The organism is Burkholderia sp. Tr-20355 (assembly GCF_017104685.1).
Lineage (GTDB): Bacteria > Pseudomonadota > Gammaproteobacteria > Burkholderiales > Burkholderiaceae > Burkholderia > Burkholderia seminalis.
This window is the reverse complement of sequence record NZ_JAAGPK010000038.1, coordinates 1-16080: the sequence shown is the minus strand read 5'-3', so window position 1 is coordinate 16080 and position 16080 is coordinate 1. Positions and strand designations below refer to the sequence as shown.

The following is a 16080-nucleotide window of genomic DNA, read 5'->3' as shown; positions in this document are numbered from 1 at the left end:
ACCGCTGCGCCGGCCGGCGAATTCAGGCTTCGACGATCAGGACGTTGCGCAATTTCGGTGCGTGCGGCGCGCCGGGTACCGCGCTCAGGTCGGACAGCATCCGCTCGACGATCGCCGCGTGCGGCAGCACCGTGCCGAAGAAACGTGCGGTGTTGGCGTCCTCGATCAGGATCGTCGGGAAGTTCTCGACGTCGAGATCGTCGAGCCGGTCGGCATGCGTTTCGATGTCGATCCAGGCGAAACAGGCGTTTGGATGCGCATCGGCGAGCTGGTCGAAGGCCGTCCGGTAGTCACGGCACGTGCCGCACCACTCGGCGCACAGGCAGGCGACGAGCAACGTGCCGGGATCGGCGAGGCGCTCGGCGATCCGATCCGCATCGGTGTCGAGGTTCAGCGCGGGCATGGAATTCCTTGGATATCGTCGGCGGCTTGGCCGCCTCTATGCCGGGGAATGTAGCACGCCGCGCGCGGCCGGGGTGGGCGCGGCGTCAAGCCGCGCGAAGCGTCCGCCGGGGAGGCTGGCGACGCGGCCGGCCAGCTCCAGCGCCAGCAGCGCGCCGTGCAGCACGTCGTCGGGCAGGCCGCTGTGTTCGGCGAGCCACTCGTAGGTAACGGGGCCGTATCCCAAGGCGGCAAGCACGGCTCGCTCCGGCGGGGAGCAGGGTGGCGGGCCGTCGATCCGGGCCGGCGCGATGGCCGCTGCGGCGGAATCCGCTGGTGCGATGGAGGCGGATTCGGGGGCGCGAATTTCGCCGTCTGTCGGGTCACGGCTGTCGGCGCGCGCGGCACCACCCGTCGCGCGCGCTGCCGGTTCGCCCAACCCGTATTCCTCCAGCACGTCGAGCGGCGATGCGGTGAGCTTCGCGCCGTCGCGGATCAGCGCGTGGCAGCCCTGGGCAAGCGGTGCGTGGATCGAGCCCGGTACCGCGAACACGTCGCGCCCCAGTTCGTTCGCGAGCCGCGCGGTGATCAGCGAGCCGGAGCGCGGCGCGGCCTCGACGACGAGCGTGCCGATCGCCAGCGCGGCAATCAGCCGGTTGCGCCGCGGGAAATGCGCGGCACGGGCCGGCGTGCCGAGCGGCCATTCGGACACGATCGCGCCGCGCGCGGCGATCTCGTGCGCGAGTGCGCGATGCCGCGCCGGATAGACGAGATCGGCGCCCGTCGCGATGACGGCGACCGTGCCCGAGCGGCCGTCGAGCCCGCCGCGATGCGCGGCACCGTCGATCCCGAGCGCGAGGCCCGAGACGATCGAGAGCCCTGCGTCGGACAACGCGCGTGCGAAGCCCGTTGCGTCGGCGAGCCCCTGCGGCGTCGGGTGCCGGCTGCCGACCACGGCGAGGCCGCGTGCATGCAGCAGGTCGAGCCGGCCCTTTACATATAGCAGGGGCGGCGGATCGTGCAGGTCGCGCAGCCGCGGCGGGTAGGCCGGATCGTTGAGCGTGACCAGCACATTGCCCGGCGCGTCGAGCCACGCGAGCGCGGCGTCGGTGCACACGTCGAGATCGCCGCGCTCGCTCGCGCGGACGGCTTGCGCGGCGGCGGCGCTGCTCACCGCGGCAATGGCCGGGTCGGATGCGCGCAGCAGCGCGGCCGGCGAACCGAAGGTATCGAGCAGGATCTGCAGCACGGCCGGCGCGAGGCCGGGCGCATGCGCGAGCTGCAGCCACGCGCGCAGCGCGGACGGCGTCAGCGCTTGCGGCGACATGAGGCTGCCCTCGAATGCGGCGGCCAGCGAACCGAGTGGCGCCATGATAAAATTTTCATCATCCGAAATACTCGACAGGGCCGCGCGCACAAGCGCCCGGCCGATTGCAGGAGGCGCGATCCGCGGCGTTGATTCGCCACGCATCCGCCCCATCTTCATTGCATCCCGGCGGCGGCACCAGTCGGCCGGACGGCCGATGCGGCACGTCGCTCCACCGAATACCGAACACCATGGCTTTGCTCAATATTCTTCATTACCCCGACAAGCGGCTGCACAAGGTCGCCAAGCCCGTCGACAAGGTCGACGACCGGATCCGCAAGCTCGTCGCCGACATGGCCGAAACCATGTACGCGGCGCCCGGCATCGGCCTGGCGGCCACGCAGGTCGACGTGCACGAGCGCGTGATCGTGATCGACGTCTCCGAGGAGAAGAACGAGCTGCGCGCGTTCATCAACCCCGAGATCGTGTGGTCGAGCGACGCGAAGCAGATCTATGAAGAGGGCTGCCTGTCGGTGCCGGGCATCTACGACGAAGTCGAGCGGCCCGATCACGTGCGCGTGCGCGCGCTCAACGAGCAGGGCGAGACCTTCGAGCTCGACTGCGAAGGCCTGCTCGCCGTGTGCGTCCAGCACGAGATGGATCACCTGATGGGGCGCGTGTTCGTCGAATACCTGTCGCCGCTCAAGCAGACGCGCATCAAGACGAAGATGAAGAAACTCGAACGCGCGATGTAACGCGCGTTCCCCCTGCCCGACCCGAACGCTTTCATGACCCATACGTTGCGCGTGATTTTTGCCGGCACGCCGGAATTCGCCGCGGCTGCCCTTGCCGCGATCCACGAGGCCGGTTTCCCGGTGCCGCTCGTGCTCACCCAGCCCGATCGCCCTGCGGGGCGCGGGATGAAGCTGCAGGCGAGCGCCGTGAAGCGTTACGCCGTCGAGCACGGGATGCCGGTCGCGCAGCCGCCGTCGCTGCGCCGCGCGGGCAAGTACCCGGCCGAGGCGGCCGACGCGATCGAGCTGCTGCGCACGACGCCGCACGACGTGATGGTGGTGGCCGCGTACGGCCTGCTGCTGCCGCAGGAAGTGCTCGACATCCCGCGCGCCGGCTGCATCAACATCCATGCGTCGCTGCTGCCGCGCTGGCGCGGCGCCGCGCCGATCCATCGTGCGATCGAGGCCGGCGACGCCGAGACGGGCGTCACGCTGATGCAGATGGACGTCGGCCTCGACACCGGCGCGATGATCGAGGAAGCCCGCGTCGCGATCGCGGCCGACGATACGACCGCGACGCTGCACGACCGTCTGGCCGCCGATGGCGCGCGACTGATCGTCGACGCGCTCGTGCGGCTCGAGCGCGACGGCACGCTGCCGGCGACGCCGCAGCCGGCCGACGGCGTGACCTATGCGGAAAAGATCGACAAGCACGAAGCGGCGCTCGACTGGCGCAAGCCTGCCGACGTGCTCGCGCGCCAGGTGCGTGCGTTCGATCCGTTCCCGGGCGGCGTCGCGACGCTCGACGGCGCGGCGATCAAGCTGTGGGCGGCAGAGCCCGTGGCGGCGCGCGGTGACGCGGCGCCCGGCACGATCGTCGAAGCCGCGCCGGAAGGCGTGGTCGTCGCGTGCGGCAGCGGCGCGCTGCGCGTCACGCAGTTGCAGAAGCCGGGCGGCAAGCGGTTGCCCGCGCGCGAATTCCTGGCCGGCTCGCCGCTCGCCGCGGGCCAGCGTTTCGCGTTGCCCGACGCGGCCTGAGCGCCATTCGATCCGACCTGCCCGCCCTGCGCAATCGGCCGAACGGCCGAGTCGCGCGGCGCGGCAGGCGCGCGTAGAATTTCCCTGCGCTCTCCGGTTTCGAGGTTTTCATGTTCGGCATCACCCATTTCGGTTTCTTCGTGCTGGCGGTTTTCTTGCTGAACGTCACGCCCGGCCCCGATACGGCCTACATCGTCGGCCGCAGCGTCGCGCAGGGCCGCGGCGCGGGGCTGATGTCGGCGTTCGGCATTTCGGCCGGCTGCTGCGTGCACGCGCTCGCGTGCGCATTCGGCCTGACCGCCCTGCTCGCGGCGTCGGCCACCGCGTTCACGGTGATCAAGCTGGTTGGCGCGGCCTACCTGATCTACCTCGGCGTGCGGATGATCGTCACGAAGCAGGCCGCCGCGCCGTCGGGCGCCGAAGCCGCGCAGGCCGCGGCCGTCAAGCCGCTGCGCCAGCTGTTCATGCAGGGCTTCTGGACCAACGTGCTGAACCCGAAGGTCGTGCTGTTCTTCGTGTCGTTCTTTCCGCAGTTCGTGTCGGCCGACAGCCCGCACAAGGCATGGGCGTTCCTGACCCTCGGCGCGGTGTTCGTCGCGATGAGCACGGTCTGGACCAGCCTCGTCGCATGGGTGGCGGGCAGCGTCACGCAGCGTTTTTCCGGCAAGCCAGGCGTCAGGAAATGGCTCGACCGCACGGTCGGCAGCGCGTTCGTCGGCCTCGGGCTGCGTCTTGCGGCATCGCAACGCTGAGATTGAATTTTTCCGGCAAGACCTTATCTAACAAATCGCTTACAATTTTCCGCCGTGCGCTGTGATGCGCGGCGGGTCCCCTGACGGATAAGGAGTGGGTATGTTCAATTGGGTCAAAACGGCGATGCTGATGGCCGCGATCACGGCCCTGTTCATCGTGATCGGCGGGATGATCGGCGGCTCGCGGGGCATGACGATCGCGCTGCTGTTCGCGCTCGCCATGAATTTCTTCTCGTACTGGTTCTCGGACAAGATGGTGCTGCGCATGTACAACGCGCAGGAAGTCGACGAGAACACGGCGCCGCAGTTCTACCGGATGGTGCGCGAGCTGGCCACGCGCGCGAACCTGCCGATGCCGCGCGTCTACCTGATCAACGAGGATGCGCCGAACGCGTTCGCGACGGGCCGCAACCCCGAGCACGCGGCGGTCGCCGCGACGACGGGCATCCTGCGCGTGCTGTCGGAGCGCGAGATGCGCGGCGTGATGGCGCACGAGCTCGCGCACGTGAAGCACCGCGACATCCTGATCTCGACGATCACCGCGACGATGGCGGGCGCGATCTCCGCGCTCGCGAACTTCGCGATGTTCTTCGGCGGGCGCGACGAGAACGGCCGGCCGGCCAACCCGATCGCGGGTATCGCGGTCGCGCTGCTCGCGCCGATCGCCGGCGCGCTGATCCAGATGGCGATTTCGCGGGCCCGCGAGTTCGAGGCCGACCGCGGCGGCGCGCAGATTTCCGGCGATCCGCAGTCGCTCGCGACCGCGCTCGACAAGATCCATCGCTATGCGGCGGGTATCCCGTTCCAGGCGGCCGAGGCCCATCCGGCCACCGCGCAGATGATGATCATGAACCCGTTGCACGGCGGCGGCCTGCAGAACCTGTTCTCGACGCACCCGGCCACCGAGGAGCGCATCGCGCGCCTGATGGAGATGGCGCGTACCGGCCGCTTTGACTGAACCCCGGCGTACCGCGCGGCCGTTGCCGCGCGGGGGCCGGCATGCCACCCCGCACGCTTCGCGCTGCGGGGTGTTTCATTTGGGCGCGCCTTAAAGAGGTCAAAGGGGCCAAAGGGGCCGCGTGGTCGCACGCTACAATGCGCGGTTTGGGATCGCGGGGCCTCGCGGCCGCCGCGATCCTGCCGTTAGCCGTATTTGTTTGCCGCGCCTGATTGCCGATTCCGTACCGATGACACGAACCCGTTCTTCCGCTCCGTCTTCTTCCGGCCGCCCGGCGCGTCTGGCCGCGCTGCATCTGGCGCCCGATTCGCTCGGCTTCGCGCTCGACGCGGCCGCGCAGGCGGTCGATGCGGTACGGCGCGGCACCGCGCTGCCGGCAGCGTTGTCGGCGGTATTCGCGCAGATGGCGTCCGGCGCACAGGCGCTCGCGCGCGGTGCGACACAGGACGTCGCCTACCGGACGATGCGTCGCCTCGGCAGCGCGGACTGGCTGATCGGCAAACTCGTCAGCAAGGCGCCGCCCGCGCACGTGCATGCGGTGCTCGCCGGCGCGCTCGCGCTGCTGCTCGACCCGGCGGACGAGGCCGCGTATCCGGCGTTCACGGTGGTCGACCAGGCCGTCACCGTCATCGGCGCGCGGCGCGAATGCGCGTTCGCGAAGGGCATGGTCAACGCGGTGCTGCGCCGTTTCCTGCGCGAACGCGATGCGCTCGTCGCGGCAATGCAGGACGATCCGGTCGCACGCTGGAATTACCGCGCATGGTGGGTCGATGCGGTGAAGCGTGCAGCGCCCGATGTGTGGCCGGCGATCCTCGCGGCCGGCGAACGACAGGGGCCGCTGACGCTGCGCGTGAATGCGCGCCGCGCGAGCGTCGACGCGTATCTCGAGACGCTGCGTGCGAGCGGGATCGAAGCGACCGCAATCGGCCGGCACGCGGTGCGGCTCGCGTCGGCGCTGCCGGTCGAACGCATTCCGGGGTTCGCCGACGGCGTCGTGTCGGTGCAGGACGCCGGCGCGCAGCTCGCGGCCGAATGGCTCGACGCGCGCGACGGCATGCGCGTGCTCGATGCATGCGCGGCGCCCGGCGGCAAGACCGGCCATATTCTCGAACTCGCTGACGCGGAAGTCGTTGCGCTCGAAAGCGATGCAACGCGCGCGGCGCGCATCGGCGAGAATCTCGTGCGCCTGTCGCTCGAGGCGGACGTGCGCGTCGGCGATGCCGGCGCACCCGACGCGTGGTACGACGGGCGCCCGTTCGACCGGATCCTCGCCGACGTGCCGTGCTCGGCGTCCGGCATCGTGCGGCGGCACCCCGACATCCGCTGGCTGCGCCGCGAGGCCGACATTCCGGCGCTCGTCGCGGAGCAGCGCCGCATCCTGTCGGCGCTGTGGCCGCTCGTGAAGCCGGGCGGCGAACTGCTTTACGTGACCTGCTCGATCTTCCCGGAAGAAGGCGAAATGCAGGCCCGCTGGTTTGAAGCGGCCTGTGAAGATGCGGTACGATTGGACGCCCCCGGCCAGCTGCTGCCGGGCGGCGTGCAGGGACGGGCGGCCGCCGGCGCACTCGACCAGAACACCGATCACGACGGATTTTTCTACGCGCGGTTTCAGAAACGGTGACGATCAAACACCTTTTTCCCTTTCGGCTCGCGGCCGTCCTGCTGGTCGCGTTGATGCTGTGCCTGGCCGTCGTCCGGCCGGCGCATGCCGAATCGATCGCCGTGCAGCGCGCGTCGCTCCAGGCCGACGGAAGCGGCTGGAGCCTCGACGCGCGTTTCGACTTCGAGCTGAATCCGAACCTCGAGGATGCCGTCAACAAGGGCATCCCGCTTTACTTCACGACCGACTTCGAGCTGAGCCGCGCGCGCTGGTACTGGTTCGACGAGCAGCCGGTGGCGGTGACGCAGACGATCCGCCTGTCGTTCCAGCCGCTCACGCGCGAGTACCGCGTGTCGACGGGCGGCCTGCAGCTCGGCTTCCCGTCGCTGAAGGACGCGCTCGCCGTGATCCGGCACATCACGTCGTGGCACGTGATCGACCGCAACCAGGTGCGCGCGGGCGAGACCTACACGGCGTCGGTGCGGATGCAGCTCGACACGGCGCTGATGCCGAAGCCGTTCCAGGTCGATGCCGTGAACAACCGCGACTGGACGCTCGGGTCCGACTGGAAGCGCTTCAACTTCACGGTGACCGAACGTGCTAAATAAAGTGCGCCGCGCGGCCAGCGGGAAGAGCTTCCTCATTCGCGTGATCGTCTCGACCGTCGCGCTGACCGCGTTGCTGCTGCTCGTGCTGCTCGCCGCCGCGAGCGCGAACACCGAGTTCTTCGATCGCTACTACTCGTGGCTGTACGCGACGAACATCGTCGTCGCGCTCGTGTTCCTGCTCGTGGTGCTCGGGCTGATCGGGATGATCGTCGTGCGCCTGAGGAAGGGCAAGTTCGGCACGCGGCTGCTCGCGAAACTCGCGGTGTTCTTCGCGCTCGTCGGCGTGGTGCCGGGCGGGATCATCTACATCGTGTCGTACCAGTTCGTGTCGCGCAGTATCGAGTCGTGGTTCGACGTGAACGTCGAGACGGCGCTGACGGCCGGCCTGAACCTCGGCCGCGGGATGCTCGATGCATCGCTGTCCGATCTGCAGACGAAGGCGCGGCTGATGTCCGACCAGCTCGCGAGCGTCGACGCGAACACGAACGGCACGACGCTCACGCTGCTGCGGCTGCGCGACCAGTTCGGCGTGCAGGACGCGACGATCGTCGAGCCGAGCCGCGGCGGCTCGGGCGCGGCGCCCGACCTGCACATCGTCGCGCAGGCGTCGGGCAATTTCGCGGCGCTGATTCCGGACGACCTGCCGACACCGCTGATGCTGAGCCAGGCGCGCGAACACGGCGCGTACGCGGCGATCGAGGGCGAGGTCGACGGCGACCCGCGCGCGCATGGCGCGAAGGGCGCGCTGCGGCTGCGCGTGGTGCGGCCGATTCCCGATGCGACGACGTCGCTGCTGCAGCCGGCGGAGCGCTTCCTGCAGCTCACGCAGCCGGTGCCGCCGACGCTCGCGCACAACGCGGACGCCGTGCAGCGCGCCTACCGCGAGTACCAGGAAAAGTCGCTCGGCCGCACGGGGCTGCGCAAGATGTACATCGGCACGCTGACGCTCGCGCTGTTCCTCGCGACCTTCATCGCGATGATGCTCGCGCTCGCGCTCGGCCAGCAGCTCGCGCGGCCGCTGTTCCTGCTCGCGCAGGGCACGAAGGAGATCACGGAAGGCGATTACACGCCGAAGCGCGAGATCAAGACGCGCGACGAGCTCGGCTTTCTCACGCAGTCGTTCAACGCGATGACACGGCAGTTGTCCGAGGCACGGCTCGCGGTCGAGAAGAACCGCATCGCGCTCGAGCATTCGAAGACGTATCTCGAGAGCATCCTCGCGAACCTGACGGCCGGCGTGTTCGTGCTCGACCGCCAGTTCCGGCTGACGACGGCCAATCGCGGCGCCGAGCGGATCTTCCGGCAGCCGTTCAACTCGATGATCGGCACGACGCTCGACCGGATCGGCGTGGCCGCGGGGTTCGGCGCGATGGTGCGCAAGGCGTTCGCCGATCGCGAGGCGGCGTCCGACGGCGGCAGCGGCGACCGCGGCCACTGGCAGCAGCAGTTCGCGATCGAGGTGCCGGGCGAAAGCGATCCGCTGACGCTGCTCGTGCGCGGCACGCGCCTCGTGTCGACGGTCGAAGGGCAGGCCGACGATCCGCAGACGTCCGGTTACGTCGTCGTGTTCGACGACATTTCCGACGTGATTTCCGCGCAGCGGTCGGTCGCGTGGGGCGAGGTCGCACGCCGGCTCGCGCACGAGATCAAGAATCCGCTGACGCCGATCCAGCTGTCGGCCGAGCGGCTGCAGATGAAGCTGTCCGACAAGCTCGCGCCGTCCGATGCGGACGTACTCAAGCGCGGCGCGACGATGATCGTGAACCAGGTCGCGGCGATGAAGCGGATGGTCGACGATTTCCGCGAATACGCGCGCACGCCGCCGGCGGTGCTCGCGAACCTGCAGTTGAACGAACTGGCGAGCGAGGTGCTCGGGCTGTATGGTGTCGGCGAAGGCAAGAGCCCGATCGTCGCCGAGCTCGCGCCGTCGCTGCCGGTGATACGCGGAGACGCGACGCAACTGCGCCAGGTGATTCACAACCTGCTGCAGAATGCGCAGGATTCGGTCGCGGAGTCCGCGCATCCGCGTGTGTTGATCGAAACCAAGACAGTAGAATATGGCGATCCCGACGCCGAGGGTAAAACGCGCGTCGCGGTACGTCTTACCGTGTCCGACAACGGGCCCGGTTTTCCGGCACGCATCTTGACCCGCGCGTTCGAGCCTTATGTGACGACGAAGGCGAAGGGCACGGGGCTCGGGTTGGCCACGGTCAAGAAAATCGTCGACGAGCATGGCGCGCGGATCGATCTGCGCAATCGCATGCACGGCGAGACCGTCGAGGGTGCGCAGGTGTCGATCCTGTTCCTGCAGATGGCAAGCGATACGCCAGGCGCCGAACATCGCGCACAGGACGGGGCGACCCCCGCTAAGACAAAAGCAAGTGAGCAGACAAAGGCAGCGTAAATGGCAACCATCCTGGTGGTAGATGATGAAATGGGCATCCGGGAATTGCTCTCGGAGATCCTCAGCGATGAAGGACATGTCGTCGAGGCGGCGGAGAACGCGCAGGCCGCGCGGGAATACCGGCTGAATCAGGCGCCCGATCTCGTGCTGCTCGATATCTGGATGCCCGATACCGACGGCGTGACCTTGCTCAAGGAGTGGGCGGCGCAAGGGCTGCTGACGATGCCCGTGATCATGATGTCCGGGCACGCGACGATCGATACGGCCGTCGAGGCGACGAAGATCGGCGCGCTCGATTTCCTCGAGAAGCCGATCGCGCTGCAGAAGCTGCTGAAGTCCGTCGAGCACGGCCTCGCCCGCGGCGCGGCGCCGGTGTCGGCGAACGCGGCGGCGAAGGCCGGCGCCGGACAGGCCGCAGGGCCCGCGGCGGTTGCGTCCGCGGCCGCGCTGCCGACGCTCGGCGACGACATGGCATCGGCACTCGGCCTGGCGGGCCAGACGGCCGCGATCCCGTTCGACATCCCGTTGCGCGAAGCGCGCGACGCGTTCGAGCGCGCGTACTTCGAATATCACCTCGCGCGAGAGAACGGCAGCATGACGCGCGTCGCGGAGAAGACGGGCCTCGAGCGCACGCACCTGTACCGCAAGCTCAAGCAGCTCGGCGTCGAGCTCGGCAAGAAGCCGACCGAAGGCGCCGTATAAAAATATTTTGTGAAAGCACTTGCTCAGGTACGAATAGCTCGATATACTTTCATTCTTCGTTGGCCCGGTAGCTCAGTTGGTAGAGCAGCGGATTGAAAATCCGCGTGTCGATGGTTCGATTCCGTCCCAGGCCACCAGCATTTAAAACCCCAAGAATCGGAAGGTTCTTGGGGTTTTTCGTTTGTGGTGGGTATCGCGTGTCGTGGGCGGCGTGGCCGGCAGCATTCGCAGGGGCATGATAAAATCCGTGCCCGCTCAATGACTTAGCGCATCGCTTCACGCGCACGGCAGGCTGCGAAGCGCACGCCGCCGCGGCATGCGGCAATGATGCTGCGCGATGGACGGTATAAGCGCGCCGCCGCGTTCGCGGCCGACCGCGCTGCCTATACTGGTCGAGCCGGCGCGGGCCGGCCGCGTCGGGCCGCCCGGCGGCAGCCGGCCCAGGGTCGGAGCGCGACGCGAGCCTACACATTCACGGAGTATCACGGTGACTCGGACAGACGCTAAAGACGGCGCGCTCGTGTTGTTTTCCGGCGGGCAGGACTCGGCCACGTGCGTGGCATGGGCCCTCGAACGCTACCAGACGGTCGAGACGCTCGGCTTCGATTACGGCCAGCGCCATATCGTCGAGCTCGAATGTCGCGAAGGCGTGCGCGAAGCGCTGAAGCGCGATTTTCCCGCATGGTCGGACCGGCTCGGCGACGATCACATGATCGACCTGTCGGTGCTCGGCGCGATCAGCGATACCGCGATGACGCGCACGATCGAGATCGAGACGACGGCGAACGGCCTGCCGAACACGTTCGTGCCGGGCCGCAACCTGATGTTCATGACGATCGCCGCGGCGATCGCCTATCGCCGCGGGCTGCGCGTACTGGTCGGCGGGATGTGCGAGACCGATTTCTCGGGCTATCCCGACTGCCGCGACGACACGATGAAGGCGCTGCAGGTTGCGCTGAATCTCGGGATGGATACGCGCATGGTGCTCGAGACGCCGCTGATGTGGCTCGACAAGGCGCAGACCTGGCAACTGGCCGAGCAGCTCGGCGGCGAAGCGCTCGTCGAACTGATCCGCGTCGAGACGCACACGTGCTACGTGGGCGAGCGCGCGGAACTGCACGACTGGGGCTTCGGCTGCGGCGAGTGCCCGGCCTGCAAGCTGCGCAAGCGCGGCTACGAGGCTTACCTGAAGGGCGAGCGGGTGACCGAAGCGCCGCTGTGACGCGGATGCGCCGGCAGCGCCGCACGAATAACGGATTCTGATCGACAACGAGCGGCGCGAGCCGGACGAAGCACGATGACTTACGCGGTCAAGGAAATTTTCTACACGTTGCAGGGCGAGGGCGCGAATGCGGGCCGGCCGGCCGTGTTCTGCCGGTTCGCCGGCTGCAACCTGTGGTCGGGCCGCGAAGAGGATCGTGCGGAGGCCGTGTGCCGCTTCTGCGATACCGACTTCGTCGGCACCGACGGCGAGAACGGCGGCAAGTTCAAGGACGCCGATGCGCTCGTCGCGACGATCGCCGGCCTGTGGCCGGAGGGCGAGGCGCACCGCTTCGTCGTCTGCACGGGCGGCGAGCCGATGCTGCAGCTCGACCAGCCGCTCGTCGACGCGCTGCACGCGGCCGGCTTCGAGATCGCGATCGAGACCAACGGCTCGCTGCCGGTGCTCGAATCGATCGACTGGATCTGCGTGAGCCCGAAGGCCGACGCGCCGCTCGTCGTCACGAAGGGCAACGAGCTGAAGGTCGTGATCCCCCAGGACAACCAGCGGCTGGCCGACTATGCGAAGCTCGACTTCGAGTACTTCCTGGTCCAGCCGATGGACGGCCCGTCGCGCGACCTCAATACGAAACTCGCGATCGACTGGTGCAAGCGTCATCCGCAGTGGCGGCTGTCGATGCAGACCCACAAATATCTGAACATTCCCTGAGCCCCGGCTTTTGACATCGTGCTGATTACCCGAAAACTCGAATTCGACGCGGGCCACCGCATCCCCGATCACCGCAGCCAGTGCAGGAACCTGCACGGCCATCGCTACGTGCTCGAAATCACGCTGCGCGGCGATCTCGTCGATACCGAGGGGGCGCCCGACCGCGGCATGGTGATGGATTTCGCCGACGTGAAGGCGCTCGCGATGGAGCACCTCGTCAGCAAGTGGGATCACGCGTTCCTGGTCTATGCGCGCGACGAGGTCGTGCGCTCGTTCCTCGAGCAGATGGCTGACCACAAGACCGTCGTGATCGACCGGATCCCGACCGTCGAGAACCTCGCCGCGATCGCGTTCGACCTCCTCGCGAACGTGTACGACGCGCACTACGGCGTGAACCTGCGCCTCGAGCGCGTGCGGCTGTACGAAACGCCGAACTGCTGGGCCGACGTCGAGCGCCAGCCCGGCCGCTGATTTTCCTTCCCGGCAGCCCGCGCCGGCCGGTGCGGGCTGCCCGTCACCATGCCGTGCGGCTTCGACCCGCGCCGGCGCCGCATCCCGCCTGTTCCCACATTCCACGTAACCGCGCGCTATGATCGTCGAGTGGCACCCGACACGATGCCCGTGCGCCGTCGTACGGCATGCGCTGTCAGATCGGCTGCCTGTCGCCGACTAACGATTCCAGGGGCGATCCTGGTGCCGCCGCCGTGCCGCACTGCACGACGGGTTGCGTCCCGCCTCGCCTGTTGCTTGTCCCGTTCGATTGCCGTTCCGTCCAGGAGGCCGTATCGATGAGCACGCTCACCAATTCCCTCAAACAACGCCTGCGTGATGGCGACGATCCGCTGTACGGCCTGTGGCTGTCGCTCGGCAGCGAGTCGGCCGCGGAAGCGCTTGCGCATGCCGGCTACGACTGGCTCTGCATCGACATGGAGCATGCGCCGAACGACAGCCGCGACGTGGCCTCGCAGCTGCGCGCGATCGCGGCCGCCCACCTGCCGAGCGAGCCCGTCGTGCGGGTGCCGGCGCGCGAGCCGTGGCTCGTGAAGCGCGCGCTCGACGCCGGCGCGCGCACGCTGATGTTCCCCGGCATCGAGACGCCCGACGAAGCCGCGCACGCGGTGCGGCTCACGCGCTATCCGTCGCCCGATTCGCCCGACGGGCTGCGCGGCGTCGCGGGCATGGTGCGCGCGGCGGCATTCGGCATGCGCCGCGATTACGTGCAGACGGCGAACGCGCAGGTCGCGGTGATCGTGCAGATCGAATCGGCGCGCGGTGTCGACGAAGTCGAGCGGATCGCGGCGACGCCGGGCATCGACTGCCTGTTCGTCGGCCCGGCCGATCTCGCGGCGAGCCTCGGGCATCTCGGCGACATCCGCCACCCGGACGTCGAAACCGCGATGGCACGCGTGCTGGCGGCCGGCCGGCAGGCCGGCGTCGCGGTCGGCATCTTCGCCGGCGACACGGCGGCCGCGCGCCAGTACCGCGAGGCCGGCTACCGGATGATCACGGTGTCGGCCGACGTGAGCTGGCTGTTGCGCGCGACGCGGCAGGCATTGCAGGAGGTACGGTCATGAACGGCGGCAGCGGTGAATGCGGCGTGCGCGCGCGGATCGGCGTGATGGTCGGCCTGTGGGCCCTGTGTATCGCGGCGGCCGCGCAGGGCACGCCGCAAGCGAAGCCCGATCCGTCGCGCGAGACGCAGTCGGCGGTCGCGGACTACAACGCCGGCGACTATCGCGCGGCGCTGGTGCAGTTCCACGACGCGGCCGAGCGCGGCGATCGTCTCGCGCAATTCAACTACGCGATGATGCTGCTGACGGGCGAGGGCGTGACCGCGAACGTCGACGAAGGGTTGCGCTGGCTGAAGCGCGCGGCCGACGCGAACATGTCGCATGCGCAATACGTGTACGGCCGGATGTTCGACGACGGCGAGTTCGTCGCGCGCGACCCGGCCGAAGCGCATCGCTGGTTCCTGCGGGCGGCGAAGCAGGGGCACGTGCAGGCCGAGCTGTCGCTCGCGAACCAGTTCCTCGACGGGCGCGGCACGCCGCGCGACAACCGGCAGGCGTTCGGGTGGTACAAGCAGGCCGCCGACGCCGGCGAGCCGACCGCGCAGTACGTGACCGCGTCGTTCTACGAGCGCGGCGGCGACGGCGTCGCGCAGAACCTGAACATCGCGCGGGCGTATTACGCGGCGGCGGCCGCGCAGGGCGACGAGACGGCCGGGCTGAAATTCAAGGAGCTGAGCGCGCGGCTGAAGTCGCAGGGGCCGGCACCGGGCGGCGCGGCGGAGCCGGGCGGGCCGCACGCGCCGCCGCCATGAGCGCACGCGGCGTTGTGGTCCGTTCCATGAAAAACGGCGCCCCGGAGCGCCGTTTTCCTCGACCGCGGGGCAGGCCGCGCGGTCAGCTCTTCATCAGCCGCCGCTGCCGCCCGACGCTCATGATCATCCCGATCGCGATGCCGAGCGTCGTGAGCGCGGTGCCGCCGTAACTCATGAACGGCAGCGGCACGCCGACGACCGGCAGCACGCCGCTCACCATCCCGATGTTGACGAACGCGTAGACGAAGAACGCGAGCGTGAGCGAGCCCGCGAGCAGGCGGCCGAACAGCGTCGCGCCTTGCGCGGCGATGTAGAGCCCGCGCGCGATCAGCGCCATGTACAGCGTCAGCAGCACGAGCCCGCCGACGAGCCCCCATTCCTCCGAGAACACCGCGAAGATGAAGTCGGTGTGCTTTTCGGGAATGAATTCGAGGTGCGCCTGCGTGCCTTTCAGATAGCCCTTGCCGAGCACGCCGCCCGAGCCGATCGCGATCACGGCCTGGATCGTGTGGAAGCCCTTGCCCAGCGGGTCGGAGGTCGGGTCGAGTAGCGTGCACACGCGGTGCTTCTGATAATCGTGCATCAGCGGCCACTGCACGTCCGGCTGGCAGATGCGCTCCTCGAACACGGCGATCGAGCCGACCGCGATCACGCCCGCGACGAGCACCGGCACGATCAGCTTGAACGACAGGCCGGCGAGGTAGATCACGAAGAAGCCTGCCGCGAACACGAGCAGGCCCGTGCCGAGGTCGGGCTGCTTCGCGATCAGCCCGACCGGAACCATCAGGATCCCGAACGCGGCGACGAAGTCGTACCAGCGCAGCCCGCCCTCGCGGCGCTGGTAGTACCACGCGAGCATCAGCGGTGTCGCGATCTTGAGGATTTCGGACGGCTGGATCACGACGCCGACGTTCAGCCAGCGCTTCGCGCCCTTCTTGGTCATCCCGAACAGCGCGACCGCAACCAGCAGCGCGACCCCGAACGTATAGAGCGGGACCGCGAAGCGCATCAGCGTGGTCGGCGGAATGTTGGCGATCACCCACATCAGCACGAAGGTCAGCAGGATGTTGCGCAGCTGATCCTCGACGCGGCCCGGCATGTCGATCGATGCGCTGTACAGCGTGACGATGCCGACGCACAGCAGCAGGAACACGATGAGGGCGAGCGGGCGGTCGAAGCCCGCGAACATCTGCTTGATCTTGTCGAGCCAGGCGCGCTTGTCGAATTGCATGCCTTTCTCCGTTAATGAGCGGTGCCGGCGTCCGCCGCTTTCGCGGGGGCCGTCGCACGGTGGTTGTCGTCCCGCGGCGCGGCGGCGAGCGGCTGCGCATCGCTGGCGGGCCA

At 68.6% G+C, this 16080-nt stretch carries 16 protein-coding genes and 1 tRNA gene; 14 read left to right on the top strand and 3 right to left on the bottom strand.

The genetic code is table 11. The features are described from left to right. Nucleotides 1-22 precede the first annotated feature (22 nt). On the bottom strand, nucleotides 23-403 hold the full coding sequence (locus G3N62_RS12850) for a thioredoxin family protein (RefSeq protein WP_034190222.1): 381 nt from the start codon (nucleotides 401-403) through the stop codon (nucleotides 23-25). A 36-nt stretch (nucleotides 404-439) separates the two neighbouring features. Further along, nucleotides 440-1753, bottom strand: a complete 1314-nt coding sequence (gene dprA / locus G3N62_RS12845; protein ID WP_241013077.1) for a DNA-processing protein DprA — start codon at nucleotides 1751-1753, stop codon at nucleotides 440-442. Between the two features lie 185 nt (nucleotides 1754-1938). Between dprA and def the strand changes: the two genes are divergently transcribed. From def to G3N62_RS12775, 14 genes are all read left to right on the top strand, one after another. Continuing rightward, on the top strand, nucleotides 1939-2442 hold the full coding sequence (gene def, locus G3N62_RS12840; protein ID WP_006477461.1) for a peptide deformylase: 504 nt from the start codon (nucleotides 1939-1941) through the stop codon (nucleotides 2440-2442). A gap of 33 nt (nucleotides 2443-2475) precedes the next feature. Further along, nucleotides 2476-3459 (top strand): methionyl-tRNA formyltransferase, encoded by a 984-nt coding sequence (gene fmt / locus G3N62_RS12835; protein WP_034190224.1) that lies wholly within the window; start codon nucleotides 2476-2478, stop codon nucleotides 3457-3459. Between the two features lie 110 nt (nucleotides 3460-3569). Further along, nucleotides 3570-4211, top strand: coding sequence for a LysE family translocator (locus tag G3N62_RS12830; protein ID WP_049032085.1), 642 nt, complete (start codon nucleotides 3570-3572; stop codon nucleotides 4209-4211). A gap of 100 nt (nucleotides 4212-4311) precedes the next feature. Then, entirely contained in the window at nucleotides 4312-5169 is an 858-nt protein-coding gene (gene htpX / locus G3N62_RS12825; RefSeq protein WP_059561479.1) for a zinc metalloprotease HtpX, read from the top strand. 229 nt (nucleotides 5170-5398) lie between these two features. Beyond that, nucleotides 5399-6790, top strand: a complete 1392-nt coding sequence (rsmB, locus tag G3N62_RS12820; RefSeq protein WP_124670498.1) for a 16S rRNA (cytosine(967)-C(5))-methyltransferase RsmB — start codon at nucleotides 5399-5401, stop codon at nucleotides 6788-6790. Continuing rightward, complete coding sequence (locus G3N62_RS12815) at nucleotides 6787-7377, top strand: DUF4390 domain-containing protein (RefSeq protein ID WP_034190340.1); 591 nt, start codon at nucleotides 6787-6789, stop codon at nucleotides 7375-7377. Before rsmB ends, G3N62_RS12815 begins: the two co-directional genes overlap by 4 nt. Then, a complete protein-coding gene (gene esaS, locus G3N62_RS12810; RefSeq protein ID WP_034190228.1) occupies nucleotides 7367-9781 on the top strand; it encodes a sensor histidine kinase EsaS in 2415 nt (804 codons plus the stop codon). Before G3N62_RS12815 ends, esaS begins: the two co-directional genes overlap by 11 nt. Then, on the top strand, nucleotides 9782-10483 hold the full coding sequence (esaR, locus tag G3N62_RS12805; protein WP_034190229.1) for a response regulator transcription factor EsaR: 702 nt from the start codon (nucleotides 9782-9784) through the stop codon (nucleotides 10481-10483). A gap of 61 nt (nucleotides 10484-10544) precedes the next feature. Next, a tRNA-Phe gene (locus G3N62_RS12800) sits at nucleotides 10545-10620 on the top strand. Between the two features lie 350 nt (nucleotides 10621-10970). Next, nucleotides 10971-11705 carry a 7-cyano-7-deazaguanine synthase QueC gene (gene queC / locus G3N62_RS12795; protein WP_059561481.1) on the top strand — a complete coding sequence of 245 codons (735 nt, stop codon included), beginning with the start codon at nucleotides 10971-10973 and terminating at the stop codon, nucleotides 11703-11705. A gap of 75 nt (nucleotides 11706-11780) precedes the next feature. After that, a complete protein-coding gene (gene queE / locus G3N62_RS12790; protein WP_034190231.1) occupies nucleotides 11781-12413 on the top strand; it encodes a 7-carboxy-7-deazaguanine synthase in 633 nt (210 codons plus the stop codon). 18 nt (nucleotides 12414-12431) lie between these two features. After that, a complete protein-coding gene (gene queD, locus G3N62_RS12785; protein ID WP_006482561.1) occupies nucleotides 12432-12884 on the top strand; it encodes a 6-carboxytetrahydropterin synthase QueD in 453 nt (150 codons plus the stop codon). Between the two features lie 317 nt (nucleotides 12885-13201). After that, nucleotides 13202-13987: an HpcH/HpaI aldolase/citrate lyase family protein gene (locus tag G3N62_RS12780; protein WP_034190232.1), complete on the top strand. Its 786-nt coding sequence runs from the start codon at nucleotides 13202-13204 to the stop codon at nucleotides 13985-13987. Next, entirely contained in the window at nucleotides 13984-14736 is a 753-nt protein-coding gene (locus tag G3N62_RS12775) for a tetratricopeptide repeat protein (RefSeq protein WP_034190233.1), read from the top strand. Before G3N62_RS12780 ends, G3N62_RS12775 begins: the two co-directional genes overlap by 4 nt. Before the next feature lie 82 nt (nucleotides 14737-14818). Here the strand turns inward: G3N62_RS12775 and rodA are convergent, their stop codons facing one another. Continuing rightward, nucleotides 14819-15967, bottom strand: coding sequence for a rod shape-determining protein RodA (gene rodA, locus G3N62_RS12770; protein WP_049028978.1), 1149 nt, complete (start codon nucleotides 15965-15967; stop codon nucleotides 14819-14821). Nucleotides 15968-16080 lie beyond the last annotated feature (113 nt).

Bases quoted from the DNA above. Each gene is read 5' to 3' on its own strand.
- dprA (WP_241013077.1), bottom strand. From the start codon at position 1,753: ATGGCGCCACTCGGTTCGCTGGCCGCCGCATTCGAGGGCAGCCTCATG.
- G3N62_RS12850 (WP_034190222.1), bottom strand. From the start codon at position 403: ATGCCCGCGCTGAACCTCGACACCGATGCGGATCGGATCGCCGAGCGC.
- esaR (WP_034190229.1), top strand. From the start codon at position 9,782: ATGGCAACCATCCTGGTGGTAGATGATGAAATGGGCATCCGGGAATTG.
- rsmB (WP_124670498.1), top strand. From the start codon at position 5,399: ATGACACGAACCCGTTCTTCCGCTCCGTCTTCTTCCGGCCGCCCGGCG.
- def (WP_006477461.1), top strand. From the start codon at position 1,939: ATGGCTTTGCTCAATATTCTTCATTACCCCGACAAGCGGCTGCACAAG.
- fmt (WP_034190224.1), top strand. From the start codon at position 2,476: ATGACCCATACGTTGCGCGTGATTTTTGCCGGCACGCCGGAATTCGCC.
- queE (WP_034190231.1), top strand. From the start codon at position 11,781: ATGACTTACGCGGTCAAGGAAATTTTCTACACGTTGCAGGGCGAGGGC.
- rodA (WP_049028978.1), bottom strand. From the start codon at position 15,967: ATGCAATTCGACAAGCGCGCCTGGCTCGACAAGATCAAGCAGATGTTC.
- G3N62_RS12830 (WP_049032085.1), top strand. From the start codon at position 3,570: ATGTTCGGCATCACCCATTTCGGTTTCTTCGTGCTGGCGGTTTTCTTG.
- G3N62_RS12775 (WP_034190233.1), top strand. From the start codon at position 13,984: ATGAACGGCGGCAGCGGTGAATGCGGCGTGCGCGCGCGGATCGGCGTG.
- htpX (WP_059561479.1), top strand. From the start codon at position 4,312: ATGTTCAATTGGGTCAAAACGGCGATGCTGATGGCCGCGATCACGGCC.
- G3N62_RS12780 (WP_034190232.1), top strand. From the start codon at position 13,202: ATGAGCACGCTCACCAATTCCCTCAAACAACGCCTGCGTGATGGCGAC.